The organism is Desulfobacula sp. (assembly GCF_030611305.1).
GTDB lineage: Bacteria > Desulfobacterota > Desulfobacteria > Desulfobacterales > Desulfobacteraceae > Desulfobacula.
On record NZ_JAUWQB010000036.1, the window covers coordinates 1 to 21,647 of the forward strand.

At 41.8% G+C, this 21,647-nt stretch carries 18 protein-coding genes; 5 read left to right on the forward strand and 13 right to left on the reverse strand.

Features of this window, described 5'->3' with window-relative positions:
- The first annotated feature begins 208 nt into the window (after positions 1 to 208).
- Together tsaA and murI are read left to right on the forward strand one after the other, a co-directional pair.
- Entirely contained in the window at positions 209 to 625 is a 417-nt protein-coding gene (tsaA, locus tag QAI40_RS08740; protein WP_299980807.1) for a tRNA (N6-threonylcarbamoyladenosine(37)-N6)-methyltransferase TrmO, read from the forward strand.
- 98 nt (positions 626 to 723) lie between these two features.
- Positions 724 to 1,512, forward strand: a complete 789-nt coding sequence (gene murI, locus QAI40_RS08745) for a glutamate racemase (RefSeq protein WP_299980805.1) — start codon at positions 724 to 726, stop codon at positions 1,510 to 1,512.
- Positions 1,513 to 1,519: 7 nt separating this feature from the next.
- Here the strand turns inward: murI and QAI40_RS08750 are convergent, their stop codons facing one another.
- From QAI40_RS08750 to uvrB, 13 genes are all read right to left on the reverse strand, one after another.
- Positions 1,520 to 2,230, reverse strand: a complete 711-nt coding sequence (locus QAI40_RS08750; protein ID WP_299980803.1) for an aspartate/glutamate racemase family protein — start codon at positions 2,228 to 2,230, stop codon at positions 1,520 to 1,522.
- Positions 2,231 to 3,235 (reverse strand): D-cysteine desulfhydrase, encoded by a 1,005-nt coding sequence (locus QAI40_RS08755; protein ID WP_299980801.1) that lies wholly within the window; start codon positions 3,233 to 3,235, stop codon positions 2,231 to 2,233.
- Positions 3,236 to 3,400: 165 nt separating this feature from the next.
- Complete coding sequence (locus tag QAI40_RS08760; protein WP_299980799.1) at positions 3,401 to 4,069, reverse strand: GntR family transcriptional regulator; 669 nt, start codon at positions 4,067 to 4,069, stop codon at positions 3,401 to 3,403.
- Between the two features lie 97 nt (positions 4,070 to 4,166).
- Complete coding sequence (locus QAI40_RS08765) at positions 4,167 to 4,892, reverse strand: amino acid ABC transporter ATP-binding protein (RefSeq protein WP_299980797.1); 726 nt, start codon at positions 4,890 to 4,892, stop codon at positions 4,167 to 4,169.
- Positions 4,893 to 5,549, reverse strand: coding sequence for an amino acid ABC transporter permease (locus QAI40_RS08770; protein WP_299980795.1), 657 nt, complete (start codon positions 5,547 to 5,549; stop codon positions 4,893 to 4,895).
- The gene (locus QAI40_RS08775) at positions 5,546 to 6,277 is read right to left on the reverse strand and encodes an amino acid ABC transporter permease (protein ID WP_299980793.1); all 732 of its coding nucleotides are present in this window, start codon (positions 6,275 to 6,277) and stop codon (positions 5,546 to 5,548) included. Before QAI40_RS08775 ends, QAI40_RS08770 begins: the two co-directional genes overlap by 4 nt.
- A 68-nt stretch (positions 6,278 to 6,345) precedes the next feature.
- On the reverse strand, positions 6,346 to 7,218 hold the full coding sequence (locus tag QAI40_RS08780; RefSeq protein WP_299980792.1) for an ABC transporter substrate-binding protein: 873 nt from the start codon (positions 7,216 to 7,218) through the stop codon (positions 6,346 to 6,348).
- Positions 7,219 to 7,409: 191 nt separating this feature from the next.
- Positions 7,410 to 7,796 (reverse strand): RidA family protein, encoded by a 387-nt coding sequence (locus QAI40_RS08785; RefSeq protein WP_299980790.1) that lies wholly within the window; start codon positions 7,794 to 7,796, stop codon positions 7,410 to 7,412.
- A 521-nt stretch (positions 7,797 to 8,317) separates the two neighbouring features.
- On the reverse strand, positions 8,318 to 8,506 hold the full coding sequence (locus tag QAI40_RS08790) for an arsenic resistance protein (RefSeq protein ID WP_442875369.1): 189 nt from the start codon (positions 8,504 to 8,506) through the stop codon (positions 8,318 to 8,320).
- A 17-nt stretch (positions 8,507 to 8,523) separates the two neighbouring features.
- The gene (locus QAI40_RS08795; protein WP_299980788.1) at positions 8,524 to 10,005 is read right to left on the reverse strand and encodes a 30S ribosomal protein S1; all 1,482 of its coding nucleotides are present in this window, start codon (positions 10,003 to 10,005) and stop codon (positions 8,524 to 8,526) included.
- 113 nt (positions 10,006 to 10,118) lie between these two features.
- A complete protein-coding gene (locus tag QAI40_RS08800) occupies positions 10,119 to 14,366 on the reverse strand; it encodes an acyl-CoA dehydratase activase (RefSeq protein ID WP_299980786.1) in 4,248 nt (1,415 codons plus the stop codon).
- Between the two features lie 96 nt (positions 14,367 to 14,462).
- Entirely contained in the window at positions 14,463 to 16,292 is a 1,830-nt protein-coding gene (gene uvrC, locus QAI40_RS08805) for an excinuclease ABC subunit UvrC (protein WP_331520627.1), read from the reverse strand.
- The gene (gene uvrB / locus QAI40_RS08810) at positions 16,292 to 18,283 is read right to left on the reverse strand and encodes an excinuclease ABC subunit UvrB (RefSeq protein ID WP_299980782.1); all 1,992 of its coding nucleotides are present in this window, start codon (positions 18,281 to 18,283) and stop codon (positions 16,292 to 16,294) included. Before uvrB ends, uvrC begins: the two co-directional genes overlap by 1 nt.
- A 196-nt stretch (positions 18,284 to 18,479) precedes the next feature.
- Between uvrB and QAI40_RS08815 the strand changes: the two genes are divergently transcribed.
- From QAI40_RS08815 to QAI40_RS08825, 3 genes are all read left to right on the forward strand, one after another.
- Positions 18,480 to 18,842: a CoA-binding protein gene (locus tag QAI40_RS08815; RefSeq protein WP_299980780.1), complete on the forward strand. Its 363-nt coding sequence runs from the start codon at positions 18,480 to 18,482 to the stop codon at positions 18,840 to 18,842.
- A 132-nt stretch (positions 18,843 to 18,974) separates the two neighbouring features.
- Positions 18,975 to 20,096 (forward strand): NADH:flavin oxidoreductase, encoded by a 1,122-nt coding sequence (locus QAI40_RS08820; protein WP_299980778.1) that lies wholly within the window; start codon positions 18,975 to 18,977, stop codon positions 20,094 to 20,096.
- 94 nt (positions 20,097 to 20,190) lie between these two features.
- Positions 20,191 to 21,645: a TrkH family potassium uptake protein gene (locus tag QAI40_RS08825; protein ID WP_299980776.1), complete on the forward strand. Its 1,455-nt coding sequence runs from the start codon at positions 20,191 to 20,193 to the stop codon at positions 21,643 to 21,645.
- The last annotated feature ends 2 nt before the right edge of the window (positions 21,646 to 21,647 follow it).

Genomic DNA, 21,647 nt, shown 5'->3' on the forward strand with positions numbered 1-21,647 from the left:
AACTTCCTTCGGACGGTCCCTCGCGGTTCCGCCCTTGTTTTCGGCTAATACTTGTGTTAACAAAACACATGTTAACAGGACTCACGTATAGGGGACTTTCACCCCATAAGTTCACGCCCGTGCCGGGCGTACACAACAAAATGCACCGGTCGAGCCGGTGATTTAGGTGTTAAGCCCTCAAGCCGCAACAGTGCAGAAAGGACGAGATATGAGCGAAACCAGTTATGAGATCAAGCCAATTGGGGTCATGCGGTCCGAACTGGCCAGTTGCGAGGCAGCACCTCGCCAGGGAAACGAAGGTGCACCCGATGCATGGGTCGAAGTGAATTCGGCGGTTGCAGAGGGACTTGAAGGTATTGCAGTGGGGAGTGAAATTATTTTGATTACATGGTTTCACAAGGCTCATCGTGACATATTGAAGTTACACCCCCGCAGGGACAAGAGCAAGCCTGTGACTGGTGTCTTTTCTACACGGTCTCCTGATAGACCAAATCCACTTGGCCTACACCGAGTTGCGGTTTTGGAAATCACCGGGAATAGATTAAAAGTGGGACCGATAGAAGCGATTGATGGAACGCCGGTGGTCGATATAAAGCCTGTGCTCCTGAAATCAGTGGACTCATAATGATGAGCCCTAACCATGCTCTTGCGGCGGATACGCAAAAGCCGCCGCGCCTTATGCCGGTCATTAGCATAGAAAGGTAATAGAGATTAAATTTTAGAATGAACAACAATCCTATAGGAATATTTGACTCGGGTGTAGGTGGACTGTCGGTTGCGCGAAGCATAAGGGAAAAACTGCCTAATGAAGATATGGTTTATATAGCTGACTCATTAAATGCCCCTTATGGAAATAAATCTGACGAGTTTATTTCCATGCGATCATCTTATATTATTGATCACTTAATCGGCATGAAAGCCAAAGCAGTAGTTGTAGCATGTAATACCGCTACAGTTAGTGCCATTGATATGCTGCGTAACAATTACTCAATCCCAATTATAGGTGTTGAGCCGGGAATCAAACCCGCAGTGGCTGCAAGTAAGAGCGGTACTATTGGAGTACTGGCTACAGAACAAACAGTAAACAGCGTATCATTTCAAAATTTAGTTAACCGGTTTTCTGATGAAGCTCACATTGAAACACAATCATGTCCAGGTCTGGTGGAACTAATGGAAACTCATAAATTTGAAGGGCACGAAATTAGATATATGCTAGAGAGGTATGTGATGCCGCTGTTGGAAAAAGGGGCTGATACTATTGTTATGGGCTGTACACATTTTGCGTTTCTGACAAAAATATTAAGAGAAATAATTGGGAGTGAGTTGAAGATAATAAATACGTATCAAGCAGTTGCAATAGAGACTTCACGACAACTCAATGTAAATAATTTATTGACATCTAACACTAAAGATGGAGATACAGAATTTTTAAGCAGCAATGTTCATGAAAAAACAGCGTTGTTGTTTGAAAAACTATGGGGAGAACCTGTCATTGTCAGTGGTTTCGCTTGATCGGCTTTTAATGTTTTATCATTTTAGCAACATCAACTATTTCCCGGGCCAAAATTTCAGCGGAATCTATAATTTCAAAGGGAAGATCAGAACTAATTACGCTAAGTTCTGTGCAGGCGATGATGACAGAGTCAACCCCGGATGAATTAAGGTTTTCACAGATTTCTTTATATGTTTGAACTACTTCCACAGATGTGTCCCCGGTTTTAATAGCCTTAATGACGTTAAAAAGTCTCTCCTGAAAAACAGGACCCGGATAGACAACCTCTATTCCAACCGCATGAAATCGTTTTTCATATAACCCTGTCATGAGCACAGCCGGGGAGGCAAGTATTCCTATTTTACTGCAATCCGGGCTGGTTTGTTTTAGGTGAGAAACAACAAGATCTATGAGGTTAATTACCGGTATTTTGACAGCATTTGAAACCGTCTCATAATAGTAATGGGCGGTATTACATGCAATCGCCAGGAAGTCTACCCCCCATGATTCAAGCCGGCGGGCCATATCGGCCATACACAGGCCAGGGTCTTCTCCATCTCCCTCAATGATGGCTTTTATTCTGGATGGAATCTTGGGATTGTTATCCACAATACACCGAATATGATCGATATCATCCAAAGCCGGCGTCAGTTGAATAATACGTTGCATAAGATCCACAGTGGCTTCCGGGCCCATTCCGCCTAAAATTCCAACTATTTTTTCTTTTTTTCCTGTCATCTAACTCTGTCTGAATGTATTCATATAAGCATACAGAGCAGGAGAACCCCCGGTGTGGAGGAAAAGCACATTTGAATCTTTTGGGAAATGGCCTTTGCGAACAAGATCAATAAGTCCTGCAGCAGCTTTACCGGAATATACAGGGTCAAGGAGAATAGCCTCAGTTTTGGCAAACAGTTTTACGGCTTCGACCATGGGGTCTGTTGGAAGGGAATAACCGGGTCCGACATACCGGTCAAAGCAGACAATATCTTCACGGACTAAGCCGCCTTTTACACCAAGTCTTTCAGCTGTTTCTACAGCCAGTTTGTAAACAATCTCTTCCTGAATATCTTTTGATCTGGAAACATTCATACCACTGATGGGAATCCCTCCGTTTACGCCTGTCATACCAGCCACCATTCCGGCATGAGTTCCGGCAGAACCTGAAGGGACAACGATGTGATCAATATCAAGACGCATCTCATTGAGTTGTCCCATGGTCTCTTCTGCGCAAACCGCATATCCCGTGGCACCAATTGAATTGGAAGCACCGCCGGGAATAATATATGGTTTTTTACCGGCTGCCACAAGTTCACCGGCCTTTTTGTTCATCTCAACCATCATATCGGAACCGCCTTCAACAACACCAATACTTTTCACACCAAGAAGCTCAAAGAGAAAATTATTCCCGCTTGCGTCTTTCTTGTAAGATCCCTTTACCCGTTCTTCAAGGATAAGGTGACACTCCAATCCTTCTTTGGCAGACCATGAAGCAGTAAGACGGGCATGGTTTGACTGAACAGCTCCGCAGGTAATGATTGTATCTGCACCCTGGTCAAGGGCATCACCAATACAAAACTCAAGCTTTCTTGTTTTATTACCGCCCCCGGCACCGGGAAGCAGGTCGTCTCGTTTGACATACAGGTTAACTTCTCCACCAAGCGCTTTGCTCAATGACGGCATGGATTCAATGGGGGTCGGGCCTTGAAGATAGTTTCTTCTGGGAAATTTGGTAAAATTCATTTGTGTCCTTTTGCTTTGTATATATTTTGTGTTAAAAATTAAAAACTTGCTTCCAATTCGGAATCTGCGCCTGTAGATAATTACACTGATCCCAATTTTATACTATGCGTTCTGCTTGATTCAAGCAAACTTCGACTGTAAGATTAGTATTTACTTTCGCGAGGATTATTCTTCATAGATATCCACGCCAAAGGCAGACATTCGCTCACCCGATTCCATGTAGTGTTCTCTAATTACACGCTCGATAATCTGAAAATTTTTTGTTTTTAGCGCATCGACAATCTCCTTATGCCTTTCGTAAACCTTTTTTGCAGTAAATAATTTTACCCAATGCTTGTAAAGTAGGAATTTTGAAATGCCCTGGCAGGCACGACGGCAAAGTTCTACAAGTAGAGCGTTGTCGATGCGAGAGAAGAGAAGGTCATGGAAAGCCTTGTCTAAAGGCGCCTGGTCTGATACAGAGCCATTATTGATTGCAATGTTATTCATTTTTGCAATGATATGTTCCAGCTCGGCAATATCCTTGTCTGTATAATTGTCCAGAACCTTTGCCACTGCAGCGGCTTCAAGTACCCCACCGGTAAAATAGCTATTTTTGATTTGTTTAGCAGTCAGCGCAGTAACATTTTTCCCTCTCTGGGGATGTGATTCGATAAGGCCTTCACGAATTAATATCTGCATAGCTTCTCTTATTGGAGCACGGCTGATGGATAGCTCCGAAGCTATGGCCACTTCTGTGATAGGAGCACCTGGAACGAGGTCTCCGCTGAGAATGCTCTCTTTCACGTAATCGACAACTTGGTCACTATAGGTTTCTTTTTTGAAATTATTCATAGAGTATATATTTTTTTAAAAACAATTCATAATTGTAATAAAGTCGATCAAAACACCAAGATATTATAGCATATAGATGTTGGTTTCTCAAAGCCAGTTAAATTAAAATTTTTCTTAAAAATTCCTTTAAACGTTCACTTTCAGGATTTTCAAAAAAAGATTTATCCGTGCCCCGCTCAATAATTCGGCCTTCATCCATGAAAATGATTTCATCGGCCACTTCTTTTGCAAAGCCCATTTCATGGGTTACAACTGCCATTGTCATACCTGATTGGGCAAGGTCCACCATAACATCTAAAACCTCTTTTATCATTTCAGGATCAAGGGCCGATGTGGGTTCGTCAAAAAGCATGATATCCGGTTCCATGGCAAGTGCCCTGGCAATGGCAACACGTTGCTGCTGGCCTCCTGAAAGATTTCCGGGATATTTATCAGCCTGTTCTGGAATTCCAACCCTTTCAAGAAGTTCCATGGCTTTTTTGCCTGCCTGTGATTTAGATTGATTTAAAACTTTGGTGGGTGCAATTGTTATATTTTCTATTACTTTCATGTGAGGATAAAGTTCAAACCGCTGGAATACCATCCCCATTTTTTGACGAAGCTTTATAAAATTAGTTTTAGGATCATTAAGAGAAATCCCATCCACACGGATATCACCTTCCTGAAAAGGCTCCAATCCGTTAAGAGATTTTAAAAGCGTGCTCTTGCCGGAACCGGAAGGTCCGCAAATAACCACGACCTGTCCCTTGTTAATGGTCTCCTTGACATTATCAAGGACCTTGAGTTCGCCAAACCATTTACTTACATTAATTATCTCAATCATTTATGCATACCCTTTTTTAAGTTCCAGTTTTTTGCAAATCCGGCTCATGCTAAAGCAAACAATAAAATAAACCAGTCCTACAAACAGATATAGTTCAACACTTCTCATTTCTCTTGCATCCACAATATTTGCAGATCTTAAAAATTCCCGTAGCCCGATAACATAGGCCAACGATGTGTCCTGAAAGACAACAACTGCCTGTGTAATAAGAGAGGGCATCATATTTTTCAAAGCCTGTGGAATAATAAAATATCTCATGGCCTGCCAATACGTAAATCCACTCGAATAGGCAGCCTCCATCTGACCCTTTGATATAGATTGTATTCCGGCTCTGATGATTTCTGCGAAATAAGATGCTTCAAAAATAGTAAAAGCAATGACCGCTGAAGTGAAACCACCAATGGGCCTGCCTATGATAAGCGGCACTAAAAAATAGAACCAGAATATAACCAGAATAAGGGGCTGAGTTCTCATTAGATTAACAAACAAAGTTGCCGGATAGTAAATAAATTTGAACTTGCTTAACCGACCCATACCCACCAGAATGCCAAGGGTAAGACCCCCTGCAATAGCTATCAATGCCAACTCAAAAGTGGTTACAAGACCACCCATTAAAAAGAAAAAATTATTTGAGATAACTTGCCATTCAAAATTCATGAGTTAGCTCCTTTTCTTATAATGAGACCTGGTACCGCTAATCTTTTTTCTATCCTGCCCATTGCACCGACCACTATCAGTGTGATGATCATATAAATCAAACAAGCTGCAGTGGTGGCTTCAAGTCCGTGGAAGGTATATGCTTCCACCTGCTGACTCATAAACGTTGTTTCCAATACACCTACGGTCATGGCAAGAGCAGTATTTTTAAATATTGTTAATATTTCAGTGGTCAATGGAGGAATAACAAGCCTTATGGCAAGGGGTATAATGATATAACGATATGCCTGATAATGGCTGAAACCAGTACTCAGGGCAGCATTAAACTGATCAGGAGAGATTGAGTTAATACCGGCTCTAATTTGCTCTGCCACTCTTGAGGATGAATACAGAGAAAGGCCCACAACAACAATCCAGAATTCAAAATCAGGAATTTCCTGATAGACCCAGGTTCGCATATTTTCAGGCAGAAGCGACGGTACTGCAAAATACCAGAAGAAAAGCTGCACCAGCAAAGGAATATCCCGGAAAAATTCAGTATAGGCTTCTGCAAAAATTCTGAGCGGTTTAAATTGGGTAATTCTCAAAGTACCGATGACGATACCGAGCAGCATAGAAAAGATACAACAAAGGACTCCTAATTTAATAGTTGTTGCTACGCCTTCAAGAATCCAGCCGCCATAGGGGTCTGTCCATAAAATTGACCATTTAAAATCATAGTTCAGCATATGTTTCTCCATCTACGGGAGGTCCGTAAAAGACCTCCCGAATATATTTAAAAAGACTATCCTAAAGATTACAACGGCCAGGACTGAAGTTTGATCAATGTTCTAAAGTCATCTGTCATTGGGAAAGGTACTACTCCGTTGGCACCAAACCATTTCTCATAATACTTCATGTATCTGCCGTCAACAAACATTCTGATAAGCTGTTCATTGATAAAATCTCTGAAGTTGGAATCATTTTCCGGAAGGATATAGGCATAGGGGTCATAGGAGAGCATTTCACCGAGAATCATATAATCATCAGAATTTTTAACTTTACTTTTCATGCCTGCCAGAAGACTTCCGTCAGTGCAGTACGCATTGATTATACCATTATTAAGTGCTAACATTCCCTGGGTATGCTCTTGATAAACAACTAATCTAACTGCTGGATTAAAATACCCGGATTTATTGAGATTACGGATAGTTTTTTCATTTGTTGAACCTTGAGCAGCACCAATTTTTTTACCGGATAGATCCTTTACTGTGCTATAACCTTCGCTTTTTTTAACCAACAACTGGCTGCCTGTAAGAAAAAATGTTAATGAGAAGTCAACTGTGTCTTCACGAGGAACTGTATGGGTCGCAGAACCGGTAACCATATTTAAGTTTCCGTTTGCAACCAAAGGAATTCTCGTTTTCGGGTTAACAACGATGGTTTTAAAGTTAAGTTTTTTGCCAAGTTTTTCTTCAAGAGCTTTATGAAATTCCTTTGCAAGATCGATACTGAAACCTACATGTTCGTTTTTATCATTATGGAAACCAAAGGGGATTGAGCCATCTCTCACTCCGGTAATGAAGTTTCCACTGTCTGAAATTTTTTTAAGCGTATCAGCTGCAATAGCACCTGTTGTAAAAACCAGCATTACCATCAAAATCGTACTGAATAACAATTTTTTTTTCATTTTAAGATCTCCTTTTTGTGTTGTCGGGCTTATACAGACTATGAAAATAGTTTTTTGCCCTTTTTTATTTAATGGGAAGACTCTTTTGTCTACCTCACTGTTAGACAGTTTTCTTTTTAGAAAACTGCATTAGTATTTTAGAAAAATGATTTCCTGAAAGCGAAATACAATTTTCTTCGTGTTTGTTTGAGTCAGGTAATACACACAAATGCCTCTGCCTCAATATTCGATCCCAGGGGAAGCGCGGTGACCTGGACAGTGCTACGAGCCGGAAAGGGATCTTTAAAGTGTTTGCTGTATACTTCATTTACAGCTTTGAAGTCGTTCATATCGGTCAGAAATAAAGTAATTTTAACAACGTCTGACATGCTTGCTCCAGCCGCATCAATTATGGCTGCCATATTTTGGAAAACCTGTTCAGCACGAATTGAAATATTCTCTTCAACCAATCTACCAATCTCCGGATCTAATGGCAATTGGCCTGAAACGAAAAGGAATCCAGCCGCAGTAACTCCTTGCGAGTAGGGGCCTATTGCTTGCGGTGCCTTTTTTGTTGATATAGTACTTATATTGTTCATAAGCTTAATTTTCCTATTTATCCTTGAGTTAGTTTTACAATTCATGTTGACTTATGTCGATTGTCGACAATCGACATAAATTATTCATATACTATGACCTTGACTGTGTCAATACTTTTTCCTACAAAACAAAATTTAATAATTTTAATATATCATTCAAGGATTTATCGGTTTCCAAGATAATTACGGCTCTGCTCATCCATTCTTTTATCAACATATTTCAGATCCTTTATTTTGGTGGTCATAAACAACAGGAATTTCGCCTGCTATCTCCAAGTATCAGCAATTGCCGTGCCATTCTGTAAAAATGGTTAAAGCCTTTTGCCTATAAGCATTTGAAACTCTATGCTCATGAAAAAAGCAATCTGTCTTTCAAAAATTTTATTCGATATTCTTGCAACATGTAAAAAAAACTGACGCTGGTTATGGCGTCAAATAGCCAGATACAAATGTGGGTGTCATGCTGTTTGAAATTGATTAAAGCGGTATAACGCTCAAGGAATTAAAGACTTTCGCCGGGTCTACTTGTCAAACCAGGAAGTGGTTCGCTTACAGATACTGACCAGCATCAGCATTACAGGAACTTCTATCAAAACCCCCACAACTGTGACCAGTGCTGCTCCTGATGAAAGTCCGAAAATCATCACTGATGTTGCAATAGCAACCTCAAAGTGATTGGATGCCCCGATCATGGTGACCTCAGTCACCATACCACCGAATATTCCTGCTATTTTTTCTTTTTCATAGCTTCCAGAAACAGGCTTTCCATGGTTCCAGATGACTTTGATTTTGCATTACCTGTAAATTGTTTCCAATTGTCTCCCTCTTTTTGATCAGGCGATGTCAGCGTGATTCTTCTTTTGTCCTCGTCAATCTCCTGGATCATCACCTGAACCGAACTCCCTGGTTTTAATTTTTCAAAAACCGAAGGGTTTGCTGCGCCGCTGATTTTCGAGGATGGCATCAACCCTGTCACACCCGGTTCAAGATTTATAAAAAGACCGAATTTTTCTCTTTTTTCCAGACGTCCTTCTACAATTGAATTGACTTCATATCTGACCGAAGCACCGATCCAGGGATCACCCAACGCATCTTTAATACTCAATGAAATTCTCTTGCTGTCCATATCAATGGATTTAATCACCACCTGGATACTGTCTCCCACCTGAACCACATCATCGGGCCTGAGCACCCTTCTGGTATGACTCATTTCACTGATATGAACCAGGCCGTCCACACCCGGTGCGATTTCCACAAATGCCCCGAACGACGTCAGCCTGACCACTTTTCCGGATACCTGATCCCCGGTGTTAAAGGCGCTTTCCATGCTGTCCCATGGATTGGATGATGTCTGTTTCATTGACAAAGAAATTTTAAAGGTATCTGATTCCTTTGAGGTTTCTATCTTTAACACTTTCACATTCACTACATCGCCCGGTTGAACGATCTCTTCCGCCTTTTCGATACGGGACCAGGACAGTTCTGAAATATGTGCCATTCCCTCAACACCCGGAATAAGTTCAATAAATGCACCATAAGGCATCAACTTGATTACGGTACCCTGAACCATATCTCCTTCTTTTGTTTTTTCAAAGAAAACTTTTAGTTTTTCTTTTATCTCTTCATTCAGCAAATCCCGCCTTGATACAACAATATTTCTTCCGCCTTCTTCAAATCGGGTAATTAAAAAATGATGGGTCTGCCCAATATACTCTTCCTGGTTTTCCACATATTTAACATCTATCTGACTTACAGGACAAAAAGCTCTTTTTCCCATGATGTCCACAGTAAAGCCCCCTTTAATCACACCGGTGACTCTGCCTTCAACAGGTGTTCCATTTTGGGACGCCTCTTTGAGCATGATTGCTTTTCCAGCACCGGAGAGTGCTTTAGACAATATAATTTCACTCTCACTTAATGAGACCACATAAAGTGTAATTTTATCGCCGACCTTATATGCAAATTCACCATTTTCATCCAAAAGCTCTGCTTTTCCCACTACACCGTCACTTTTGGTTCCCGTATCAATATATACACTGTTACTGCCGATGGAGATAATCCGGCCCTCGACCTTATCCCCCTGGTTCAGTTCATGACTTATTTTCGTATCATATGATTCAAAAAGCTCGGCAAAGCTCAATTCTTCCGTATTATCACCTTTATTATCAGCGGTATTATCATCAGCCTTATCATCAATTTGGTCTGTCATTTTTATTCTCCTGAATACTTATGTTTCTTTTGCATCCTGTACTACCCTTTACCGGTCAAAGTGTAAAGTCAAAAAAAAACACTTGAAAAAATACATCAAGACAGCCGGGACCCTTACAGGTGTTCGATCATAAAATGCAGCCTGTTTCGGACATTTGCTTCACTCATCCCGGCATCAAAATCCAGATAATAAAGATTCATATCAGGGTATACAGATTTAATTTTTATTTCCATACCCTTGGAAACAATATGATTTGCAATACAGCCAAAGGGTTGTAGGCTGAGGACATGATGAATGCCCTGTTCTGAAAAAGTGGCGATTTCACCCGGAACAAGCCACCCTTCCCCAAATTGATTGGTCATGGTCAGTATGTTGGAGGCTTTTCGAGCAATCTGCTTTATGTCTTCAAATGGTGAATAATATTTAAATCTTGAAAACAGCGCGTTTATCTTTTTATGGTATCTGTTTAACAGCCATTCAATGGGAAAACCCAGAAGATCTGTAAGTTTTCTGTGACGTATTCCTGCCTTAATATTTTCTTTATAATTCACAAGATCCTGGATAAAATAATCGATAATGGGAGGCAGGACAGGTTCAATGCCTTGCTTGATCAACCAGTGAACCAGGTGCTGATTTGAAAAATAATTATATTTTACATATATCTCACCCACAATCCCCATTTTGGGCAATTGTCTTTTGTTAACAGGTATTTTATTAAACTCATTAATGGCTTTTTCCAGTATTCTGAAAATTTGGGGATAATTATGGGTCACAATACAATTGCCGACCTTTTCCATATAGTGCTGCCGTAAGCTTTGACTCTGCCCGTTTATTTTCTCCCTGGGAGCTGTTGCATAATACATTTTTGCAATGCAATCTGCAAACATGGTGCTCACAAACAGAATCTTGGTCTTCATCAACCAGTTGATTTGAAAACCGGGCTGATCAATCAATCCCTGGGAAGTGGTAACAGAAATAATGGGTATATCATCAAACCCTGCTCCAATCATCGCTTTTCTGATCAGTGAAAGATAGTTGGATGCCCGGCACTGCCCTCCAGTCTGGGTAATACCAATGGCAATTTCATTGGTCTTAAACTGGCTGTATTTCAATGCTTTTATGATATCCCCGATCACAATAATCCCTGGATAACAAATATCATTATTGGCATATTGCAGACCCAATTCTACGGATTGTCTGTCCGGCTTAGGAAGAATTTTAAATTCATAGCCTGCGTTTTTAAATACTGCCGGCAAATAAGAAGAATAGTCTTCTGCAAAAAACGGAGCCCAAATGGTTCTTTTTTTATCTTCCTTTCTAAAACTTAAGAATGGTTTTCTTAAGATAGGCCCGGATTTTTTTTGCGATCTTTTTACTTTTAATGACTCCACCATTGAACGCAGTCTTAACCGGACAGATCCCGGACTTGAGATTTCATCCACCTTTATCAGGGTATGATTTTTTTGACCGGTCCTTAAAATTTCCCTTGCCTCTTCTATGACGACGGCATCCGGGCCGCAGCCAAATGAATTGAATTGAACCATTTGAATGTTATCCGGTTTTCCGGCCACCCATTTTGCCGCATTATAAATTCTGTTGGGATAGGACCACTGGGTTACCACTTGAACATCCTTAAGGGATTCAAAATCAGGGGGAATCGCATCCTCCGTGATAATATCTGCGCCGAGACCTGTCAGTATATCAGGAATTTTGTGATTTATCAGCCCATCGGAATGATAGGGTCTTCCTGCCAGTACAATGAGCAGGGAATTGTTCTTCTCTGCCTGATCAACGATTTTCAGGGCCTTGTTTCTGATCTGGTGTTTAACTTCTTTCTGGGCAACAAGAGCTGCGTCAAACGCTTTATAAATTTGCGGCTTGTTGATATTAAATAATTTTAAATACGCAACACAGGTTTTCCTCAACAAGATTTCATCATTAAAGTTCACCACGGGTTTATCCAGAGGGATACCAAATCTTTTTTCAGGATTGATGGTACTGTCAATCACATCGGCATAGCTGGATACAATAGGACAATTGTAGGTATTTACGGCCTGTTCATATTCCTTTTTTTCAAACACCACAATGGGATAAAAAATCCTGTCCACTTTTTTTTGGGCCAGTTCATAAATATGTCCATGAGCCAGTTTGGCAGGAAAGCAGATATTATCAGACATCACTGTTCCTATGCCCTTTTCACTCAAACTGACGGTGGAACGCGGCGACAGATAGATATTGATCCCGCAACGGGTAAAAAGTGCATGCCAGAATACAAAATTCTCATAAAAATTAAGACATCGCGGTATCCCGATGGTCATCACCGGGTGATCATGGGGGGAAAGGTCCCGGTTGAAAATCAGATCATTCTTATACCTTACAAAATTAAACCCCCTGTCTTGCTGGGTCTCCTTTAAGGTATAATATTTTTCACACTTATTGCCGGAAAAAAAGGATTTTCCATTGGAAAAAACAAATCGGGTTACTGCACAATTATTTTCGCACCCCTTGCAGGACATCTGGCTTGTTTGATAGCTGTCAATGTGTTCAAGCTTTGACAGCCCCGGAAAACCGGTTTGCGATGCAGGATCTGCCACATAATCATTAAAGGCAACCAAAGCTGTGCCAAAGGCACCCATCAGTTCAGGAATTTTAGAATATGTCACTGCCTTGCCCGTCATCAGCTCCAGGACCCGAACAATAGAAGGGTTTTTAAACGTCCCGCCCTGCAATACAATATGATCCCCCATCTCAGACATGTTACGAATTTTTAAGACTTTAAACAGACAATTTTTGATCACAGAGTAGGACAATCCTGCGCTGATGTCTTCCACTGCTGCATTTTCCCGTAAAGACTGCTTAATCTTTGAATTCATGAATACCGTACACCGGGTACCCAGGTCACAGGGTTCCTTTGCGTGACAGGCAAGGCGTGCGAACTCCTCAATACGATAATTTAAAGAATTGGCAAGGGTTTCCAAAAAAGACCCGCATCCGGAAGAACAGGCCTCGTTCACTTCGATCCGGTTGATGACCCCGTGGTCAATAAAAATAGCTTTCATATCCTGCCCGCCGATATCCAGGATAAATGAAACCTCAGGATCGATAAACCGTGCCGCCGTATAATGGGCAATGGTTTCAACAATCCCTTTATCAATATTAAATGCTGCCCTGATTAAATCCTCACCATATCCTGCCACAACACTTCTAACAATTTTCACCTTAGGATTGAGTTCAAAAACCTGTTTCCTGAATTCAACCAACCCTTTAATTACTGCCTTGATCGGGTTTCCGCCATTATTTGTGTACCAGGAAAACAATATCTCCTTATTTTCTCCGATGATAACGATCTTTGTGGTGGTTGATCCCGAATCAATACCGATGAAACAGTCTTTTCCCTCATAAGTTTCAATGGTGCAGGTTTGAAGGGGGATCGTTTTAGACTGTTCTTTCCAGTGCAAAAAATGGTGTTGACTCTTAAACAGGGGATCAATTCGATCCTTGACCGGTTCCGGATTTTCAAGTTCTTTTTCCAGAGCTTTGATTACCTGGCTGACAGATATGGAAAGGGGCGGATGTCTATCAAACATGGCTGCGCCGATTGCCGGTATAAGTTCTGATCTTTCGGGCATCACCATATCAGAATCAGAAAAGTTCAAAATCCTCAAAAACATGTTCACAAGCTCGGGAAGGAACGTGAACACACCGCCGCATAAAAGTATTTTGGGTTTTATATCCACTCCCCTTGCAAGGGAATTGATGCATTGAACCGCCACTGCATGGAATATGGATGCGGCTATATCCTTGTGGGAAATATTACGGCTGAGCATATTTTGAACATCAGTTTTGGCAAACACACCGCACCTGGATGCCACAGGATAGATATGGTTATGGGATCCGGCCAGATCATTCAATTGAAAAGGGGTAATATCCAACAAGGTGGCCATTTGATCAATAAAGCTGCCTGTCCCGCCTGCGCAGCTTCCATTCATCCTTATATCAGGCGGTTTTCCCTTATTTAAAAAAATAATTTTTGAATCTTCTCCGCCAATATCCACGGCAGTTCTGACATCAGGATATTTTTTATTTATTGCAGCATTGGTTGCGATCACTTCCTGAACAAAAGGAAAATCAAGTTTTTTTGAAGCCCCCAATGCTGCAGACCCGGTTAACTTCAGATCAAGAAAGCAATCACCTTTTTGATCAAGAACATCATGAAAAAATAACGTCACCGTCTCATAAATTTTTGCGTGGTGTCGCTGATAGTCTGAAAAAACAAGGGTTTTATTTTGATCCAGCAGGACAATTTTCGCAGTTGTGGAGCCGATATCCAGGCCTGCTTTATACAGTTTTGCCTGCTCCATTTACGCACCCCCCGACTTCTAATCTTTCATCTTTATCAATTTTATTAAAAATTCAACTTTTTTTAAAGAAAAAAAGGAACTGAGGTCATGAACACGTCAATCATTCCTGTTAAGCGTGTGGTTCAGTGCTTTAGCCAAAGTTTTATTCATTCCCGGAAGTAGTGCAATCTCTTTAATTGATGCTGCTTTCATTTTGGCAATGCCTTTAAAATGTTTCAATAAGACTTTCTTTTTCTTGGGTCCAATGCCGGGAATGGTATCAAGGACCGAAATTCCAGCCCGTTTTTCACGACGTTTTCTTTGAAATGTAATGGCAAACCTGTGGGCCTCATCCCTGACCTGCTGTAACAGGTACAATGCTTTTTTAGCCTGACCGGTATTTAACGGATTGGATCGCCCTGAAATATAAATTTTATCAAATTCCTCGCCTTTTGTCACATTCTTTTTTGCAAGACCTGCCACCATAAACCTGTCTTCAATATTCAGTTCTTTTATGACGGCTACAGCCATTGAAAGCTGCCCTTTACCCCCGTCAACCACCAGAAGATCCGGGTATTCCATTTCAGAAGGGTCTTTTGAAAAACGCCGTTCAAGGACCTGATACATGTATGCGTAATCATCCTGAAAATCAAGATCCCGGATAATAAACTTGCGATAACCGTCTTTATAAGGTCTTCCGTCTTTGAACACCACCATGGAAGATACCGGGTCCTGTCCCGAAAGGTTGGAGTTATCAAAACATTCGATTCTTGACGGCAGTCTTTCCATTTTTAACAATTCCTTTAACATCAGGATGGAGGCCCGTTCCTCTTCTTCCTTAAGCAAAGATTTTTCAAGTTCCCTTGACGCATTCACATGCGCCATTTCAACAAGTCGTTTTTTTTCACCCCGAACCGGAACACGGATGCTCACCTTTTTCCCTTTTCTTTTGGCAAATAAATGTTCCATCTCCTCGGTGTTCTCAATTTTCCGGCTCAACAGGATAATAGAAGGTAAAAATTCCGTGTTCTTATAATATTGTTCTATAAATGCAGACAAAACCTCATCCGGTTCCTTAAATCCCAGGTCAAGGGGATAATGCGCCGTATCAATCAGATAGCCGGATCGAACGGCCATTACTATAATCACCACCCTGCCCTTTTTTGCAGCAAAGGCAATGACATCCCTGTCTTTCATGTCCGGGCTGACCACCACCTGTTTTTCCATGATATTTTCAATAGCAAATATAGTATCCCGAATCTGGGCTGCTTTCTCATATTCCCGGGATGAAGAATGATCCATCATCCGGGCTTTGAGTTTTTTTACGACCTGGTGTGATCTTCCCTTTAAAAAAAGAATAGCATCTTGAACCTGTTTTTTATATCCCACAACAGAGACATCATTGCAGCAAGGCCCGAGGCAGGCCTTGATCTGAAAATTAAGACAAGGCCTTGACCGGTTTTTAAACTGGGTTTTTTTGCAACGGCGCAACTTAAATATTTTTTGAATCTGCTTTAAGGTTTTATTGACACTGTGGCTTGAAGAATAGGGGCCGAAATAATGGGCCTTGTCATTTTTTATTTTTCTGACTCTCTGAATGGCAGGATAGATCTCATTCATATCAATCCTGAGCAAGGGATAATTTTTCCCGTCTTTGAGAATCACATTATACTTGGGGTTGTATTCTTTGATCAGGTTTGATTCAAGGATAAAGGCTTCATGACCGGAAGATGTAATAATAATTTCAAAATCCTTTATCATTTCAAGAAGAGCGGCTGTCTTTGCATCATGATTGGTTTTTTTTATAAAATATGATGACAGCCTCTTTTTAAGATCTTTGGCCTTGCCAATATAAATGGTTCTGCCTTTGGTATCCTTCATCATGTAAACCCCCGGTCGGTGAGGGGTTTGCCGGTACTTTTCAAGTATAGGACTGGTCATGGTCATTAAAACCGCTTAATATCCATTAATTCTTTAATTTTATCCCTGTATTCTGCCGCTTTTTCAAACTCAAGAGTTTCTGCTGCAAGTTTCATTTTATATTCCAGGTCTTTAACAATATCTTCCAGATTCAACTCCTGATCTTCATAATTCTGTATATCTTCATCCACAGATCCTATTGCTACAGCCTGGCTGTCCCGGGCTGAATATTTAAACAAATTAATGTTTTTTTGGATGGTGGTCGGCACAATCTTATGTTTCTCATTATATGCTTTCTGAATTTTTTGACGTCTTCTCGTCTCTGAAATGGCTTTCTTCATGGAGGCGGTCTCTTTTTCCGCATACATGATCACCCTGCCAAACACATTTCTGGAAGCCCGGCCAAAAATCTGTATAAAGGACCGGAAAGATCTTAAAAACCCCTCCTTATCTGCATCCAGTATGGCCACAAGGGAGACTTCGGGAATATCAAGGCCTTCCCGCAATAGATTGATCCCGATCAATACATCAAACAACCCTCTTCGAAGATCCTGGATAATATCCATTCTTTCCATGGTAGGAATATCTGAGTGAAGATATTTAACCTTCACCCCCAGATCTGCATAATAATCCGTCAGATCTTCTGCCATCCTTTTAGTCAGGGTGGTGACAAGGACCCTTTCGCCCGCCTCTACCTGTTTCATGATTTCTTCATAAAGATCATCTACCTGGGCTTTGGCATCCCGGATCTCCACTTCAGGGTCAAGCAGTCCTGTGGGTCTGACGATCTGTTCCGCTACCTTATCTTTGGCCTTTTCCATTTCATAGTCTGCCGGTGTGGCAGAAACATAGACAACCTGGGGGACTTTTTGTTTAAATTCTTCAAATTGAAGGGGACGATTGTCAATGGCTGACGGCAGCCTGAACCCATGTTCTACAAGGGTTGTTTTTCTAGAACGGTCTGCCTTGTACATGGCCCCTAACTGGGAAACAGAGATATGGCTTTCATCAAAAAAAAGAAGGAAATCATCCCCTATATAATCCAGGAGAGTTGGCGGCGGTTCTCCGGGTTTTCTCCCTGTCAGATGCCTGGAATAATTTTCAATCCCGTTGCAATAGCCGATTTCATTGAGCATTTCTAAATCATACCGGGTTCTTTCGTCAAGGCGCTGGGCTTCGACAAGCTTGTTATTGGTATGAAGATATTCAAGACGTGTTTTTAATTCTTCAACAATGGCTTCCATAGCCCTTTTTCGAGTCTTTTGCTTGGTGACATAATGGGAGGCTGGATAGATCACCGTCTGATCAAAACTTTTCAGGACATCACCCTTTAAAGGATCAATCTCTGAAATCCCCTCTATGGTATCTCCAAAAAAATCAATCCGAACAGCTTTATCTTCTTCATAGGCTGGAAAGATTTCAACCCTGTCCCCCCGGACCCTGAATACTCCGCGGTGAAAATCAGTATCATTCCGGGTATACTGGATATTGACAAACATCTCCAATACCTTTTCCCGGGAAATTTCCATATCCCTTGTCAGCGTCACCCTTAAATCAAGATAATCTTCAGGTGCTCCCAGGCCATAGATACAGGATACGCTGGCCACCACAATCACATCCTTTCGGGCAAGAACGGATCGTGTGGCAGAGTGCCGCATCTTGTCAATGACCTCATTAATGGATGAATCCTTTTGAATATATGTGTCACTTGCCGGGATATAGGCTTCGGGCTGATAATAATCATAATAAGAGACAAAATACTCCACACAATTATCAGGAAAGAGAGCCTTGAATTCATTATAAAGCTGGGCTGCCAAAGTCTTGTTGGGAGCAATAATCAGGCTTGGCTTTTCAACCCTTGCAATAATATTGGCCATGGTAAAGGTCTTGCCGGAACCTGTCACCCCTAAAAGGACCTGATGCTTTTCTTTATTTAAGACACCTGCTGAAAGATATTCAATGGCACCTGGCTGATCTCCTGTTGGAGAATAATCTGAAACTAAATTAAATAACCCCATAATATAATGATGATACCTTATAGTGGGGTCAGGCTTGCGTATTTGCGCTTTTGATCAATAGCGCAAATACGCAAGCCTGCCCCCGTTTACGTATTTGCAATTTAATACCAGTTTTCATGTTATCAAGTTGAAAGACCGTAAACAATATGTAATGATAAATTCCATTTAACTATAACCAGAAACAAGGAAGCCTGCCATGGAAAATGTTGCCGTTATCGGTGCAAGCCCGAAACAGGAGAGATATTCTAACAAAGCCATCCGGCTGCTCGCCGAATACCATCATAACCCCATACCTGTTGCACCAAAGCATAAAGAGATAGAAAACAAAAAAGTATATCAAACCCTTGAAGACATTCCTGAAAAAATTGATACTATAACAATGTATATAGGCCCGGCACGACAAGAAGCCATCATCAGTGATATTGTCAAATTAGCCCCCAAACGGGTGATTTTTAATCCAAACACAGAAAACAAAACAGCCTACAAACAATTAAAACAGGCCGGTATTGAGGTGGTTGAGGCCTGCACCCTTGTGCTGCTGAAAACCAACCAGTATTAAAATACTTTGAAACAAAAGAAATACAAGGGTAATATACTTTCGTTTGGTGAAACAGAAACCTGGAGGAAAAGAACAGGTTGAAAATAGATACCCTATTGAAACGCATGAATGATACCGGGAGGAAAAAGACAAATGGCAAGACTCAACAGTGAACTTAAAATAAAAAACATGTCTATCAGAAACAGGCTTGTACTGCCCCCGATTACCACAAACTACGGTACTTCCAAAGGTCTGGTTACAGAAGATATCCTTGATTTTTACACCGAACGGTCCAGGGATGTGGGGCTTGTCATTGTTGAAGCAACAACGGTTCAATCCAGTGGGGGCATTGTTCCGGGCAGTCTCGGGCTCTGGAATGATTCCCATATTCCGGGCATGGCCAGGCTTGCAAAAACCATACAGCAGCAGGGAGCCCTGGCGGTTGTACAATTAAACCATGCGGGGCCGAGGTGTACACCGCGTGAAAACGAAAGACACGGTTTTTCACCGTCCGGTGTGGCCTTCCGGCCGGATGTCAAGCCAATTGTCATGGATACCCGGGACATTGAACAATTGACCGATGATTTTTCCAAAGCGGCGATTCGAGCTGAAACCGCGGGATTTGACGGTATTGAGATTCACGGGGCCCATCTCTATTTATTGAGCCAATTCTTATCTCCATTGACCAATAAAAGAAAGGACCGCTATGGTGGTGATGCCAAAGGCCGTGCCACACTGGCGCTGGAAATAGTAAGGAGGGTCCGCGAAGAACTGGGACAAGAGTATCCGATTTTTTTCCGGATAAATGCCGAAGAAAGAATTGACGGGGGACAAACCCTTGAGGATGCACTTGTCATCGGCGGATTACTGGCAGATGAAGGTGTGGATGTTTTTGATATTACCTTGATTACCCAGGGCGGCTGGAAAGAAATTGATGATAAAAAAATCCTCGTGGGATCTTCGGCTTTACCCAAGGATCTCCCTTCAGGCGCAAATATTGCCCTTACGGAAAAATTCAGGGAAGAAATCAAGCGTCCCGTTATAGCGGTGGGCAAGTTCGGTATTGGCCGGGCAGCTACTAACGCGGTGGAAAATGGAAAAATTGAACTGGTGGCTATCGGCCGGCAGATGATCTGCGATCCGAAATCCGCTCAAAAAATGCTTGAGGGAAATGATCATGATATTATTCCATGCGATGAATGCTTAAAATGTTTTGCCACCATTGGAAAGGGTGTTCCCATGGCTTGCAAGGTCAATAAAAACCTGCCTTTTTAAAAAAAATGAATTGGGTTGATCCCAGGGTGGATTTTAGGGTAAAGAAGATTTGGGGTTTTAGGGCATTGGTTTAAATTTAAAATTTTGGATATCTATGAATTATAAAACTATCGCAAATGTCCTGGGAAAATTATTGATCGTTACCGGCTGTTCTATGGCGTTTCCATTGATATGCTCGCTTTATTACAGAGAAAACGACCTGAATGCAATTGCCATTACCGCGGTCATCGCTATTGGTCTGGGATATCCGTTGTGGCGGTTCTTTCGCAGATATAACGATTTAAACATAAAAGACGGCTTTTTCATTGCTGTTTTTGGATGGATTCTGATTTCTGCAGTTTCCGGCCTGCCGTTTATGATCCATGGATCGATTCCTTCTTTCACCGACGCCTTCTTCGAGATGATGTCCGGCTATACCACCAGTGGTGCGACCATACTGACAGATATCGAAGTGGTTCCGCACGGATTGCTATTCTGGCGCAGCCAGACCCATTTACTCGGGGGGATGGGTTTTTTAACATTGACCGTAATATTTTTGCCCCATGGAATGGGGGGGCTGCGTATATTCAGGGCTGAGTCAAGTCCTGGTCAGGTCATTACCAAAGAAAAATTTATACCCCGCAACCGTGATACAATGATCTGGCTCTGGGGAATCTATATAGCCCTGATCCTGGTGGAAATTCTTTTGTTGTGTCTGGGCGGCATGTCAATTTTTGATTCCATGTGTCATTCCTTTGGAACGGTGTCAACATCGGGCTATTCGCCATGGAATGCCAGCATCGGGCATTACAACAATGCCTACTTTGACTGGGTCATCATACTTTTCATGTTCTTAGGTGGAATGACGTTCATGCTTTTCTACCACATGGCCCAGGGAAACTGGCACATTGTAAAAATCAATACTGAATTACGCTGGTATATAGGGGTTATGCTCTTTTTTTGCGGGATGGTGTCATGGATCTTGTGGAAGGAAAATACATACGACCTGATTAATTCGATCCGTTATGCTACCTTTCAAGTCACCTCTATTCTTACAACCACTGGGTTCACCACGGCCGATTATGAGCAATGGCCCCAGGCAGCGCAGATGTTCCTCTATGCGGTGTGCTTTATCGGTGCCTGCGCCGGATCAACGACCAGTGGGATCAAAATCGTTCATTATATCCTGATATGGAAATTCGGAGTAGTGCTCATAAAGCGCATCTTCTTTAGACCAATGGCAGTGGTATCGGTCCGTTTGAATCAACGTCCGGTCGACCCCCAAATCATCCATCTGGCGGCCTGTTATTTTATCATTAATATTTTCCTGGTGCTGGGCGGCGGGTGTTTCATGACACTTTCAGATGAAATGGATTTTACAACTGCCATGAGTTCGGTGATTTCAACACTGATGAACATTGGGCCGGGATTCGGTGGGGTGGGCCCATCTAAAAATTATGCCTTTATCTCGGATGCGGGCAAATGGTTCTTATCCTGGAACATGCTCGTAGGCCGGCTGGAAATGTTTTCAGCCCTGGTCATATTCTACCCGTCTTTCTGGAGGAAATAAAC

Bases quoted from the DNA above. Each gene is read 5' to 3' on its own strand.
- tsaA (WP_299980807.1), top strand. From the start codon at position 209: ATGAGCGAAACCAGTTATGAGATCAAGCCAATTGGGGTCATGCGGTCC.
- murI (WP_299980805.1), top strand. From the start codon at position 724: ATGAACAACAATCCTATAGGAATATTTGACTCGGGTGTAGGTGGACTG.
- QAI40_RS08750 (WP_299980803.1), bottom strand. From the start codon at position 2,230: ATGACAGGAAAAAAAGAAAAAATAGTTGGAATTTTAGGCGGAATGGGC.
- QAI40_RS08755 (WP_299980801.1), bottom strand. From the start codon at position 3,235: ATGAATTTTACCAAATTTCCCAGAAGAAACTATCTTCAAGGCCCGACC.
- QAI40_RS08760 (WP_299980799.1), bottom strand. From the start codon at position 4,069: ATGAATAATTTCAAAAAAGAAACCTATAGTGACCAAGTTGTCGATTAC.
- QAI40_RS08765 (WP_299980797.1), bottom strand. From the start codon at position 4,892: ATGATTGAGATAATTAATGTAAGTAAATGGTTTGGCGAACTCAAGGTC.
- QAI40_RS08770 (WP_299980795.1), bottom strand. From the start codon at position 5,549: ATGAATTTTGAATGGCAAGTTATCTCAAATAATTTTTTCTTTTTAATG.
- QAI40_RS08775 (WP_299980793.1), bottom strand. From the start codon at position 6,277: ATGCTGAACTATGATTTTAAATGGTCAATTTTATGGACAGACCCCTAT.
- QAI40_RS08780 (WP_299980792.1), bottom strand. From the start codon at position 7,218: ATGAAAAAAAAATTGTTATTCAGTACGATTTTGATGGTAATGCTGGTT.
- QAI40_RS08785 (WP_299980790.1), bottom strand. From the start codon at position 7,796: ATGAACAATATAAGTACTATATCAACAAAAAAGGCACCGCAAGCAATA.
- QAI40_RS08790 (WP_442875369.1), bottom strand. From the start codon at position 8,506: ATGGTGACTGAGGTCACCATGATCGGGGCATCCAATCACTTTGAGGTT.
- QAI40_RS08795 (WP_299980788.1), bottom strand. From the start codon at position 10,005: ATGACAGACCAAATTGATGATAAGGCTGATGATAATACCGCTGATAAT.
- QAI40_RS08800 (WP_299980786.1), bottom strand. From the start codon at position 14,366: ATGGAGCAGGCAAAACTGTATAAAGCAGGCCTGGATATCGGCTCCACA.
- uvrC (WP_331520627.1), bottom strand. From the start codon at position 16,292: ATGACCATGACCAGTCCTATACTTGAAAAGTACCGGCAAACCCCTCAC.
- uvrB (WP_299980782.1), bottom strand. From the start codon at position 18,283: ATGGGGTTATTTAATTTAGTTTCAGATTATTCTCCAACAGGAGATCAG.
- QAI40_RS08815 (WP_299980780.1), top strand. From the start codon at position 18,480: ATGGAAAATGTTGCCGTTATCGGTGCAAGCCCGAAACAGGAGAGATAT.
- QAI40_RS08820 (WP_299980778.1), top strand. From the start codon at position 18,975: ATGGCAAGACTCAACAGTGAACTTAAAATAAAAAACATGTCTATCAGA.
- QAI40_RS08825 (WP_299980776.1), top strand. From the start codon at position 20,191: ATGAATTATAAAACTATCGCAAATGTCCTGGGAAAATTATTGATCGTT.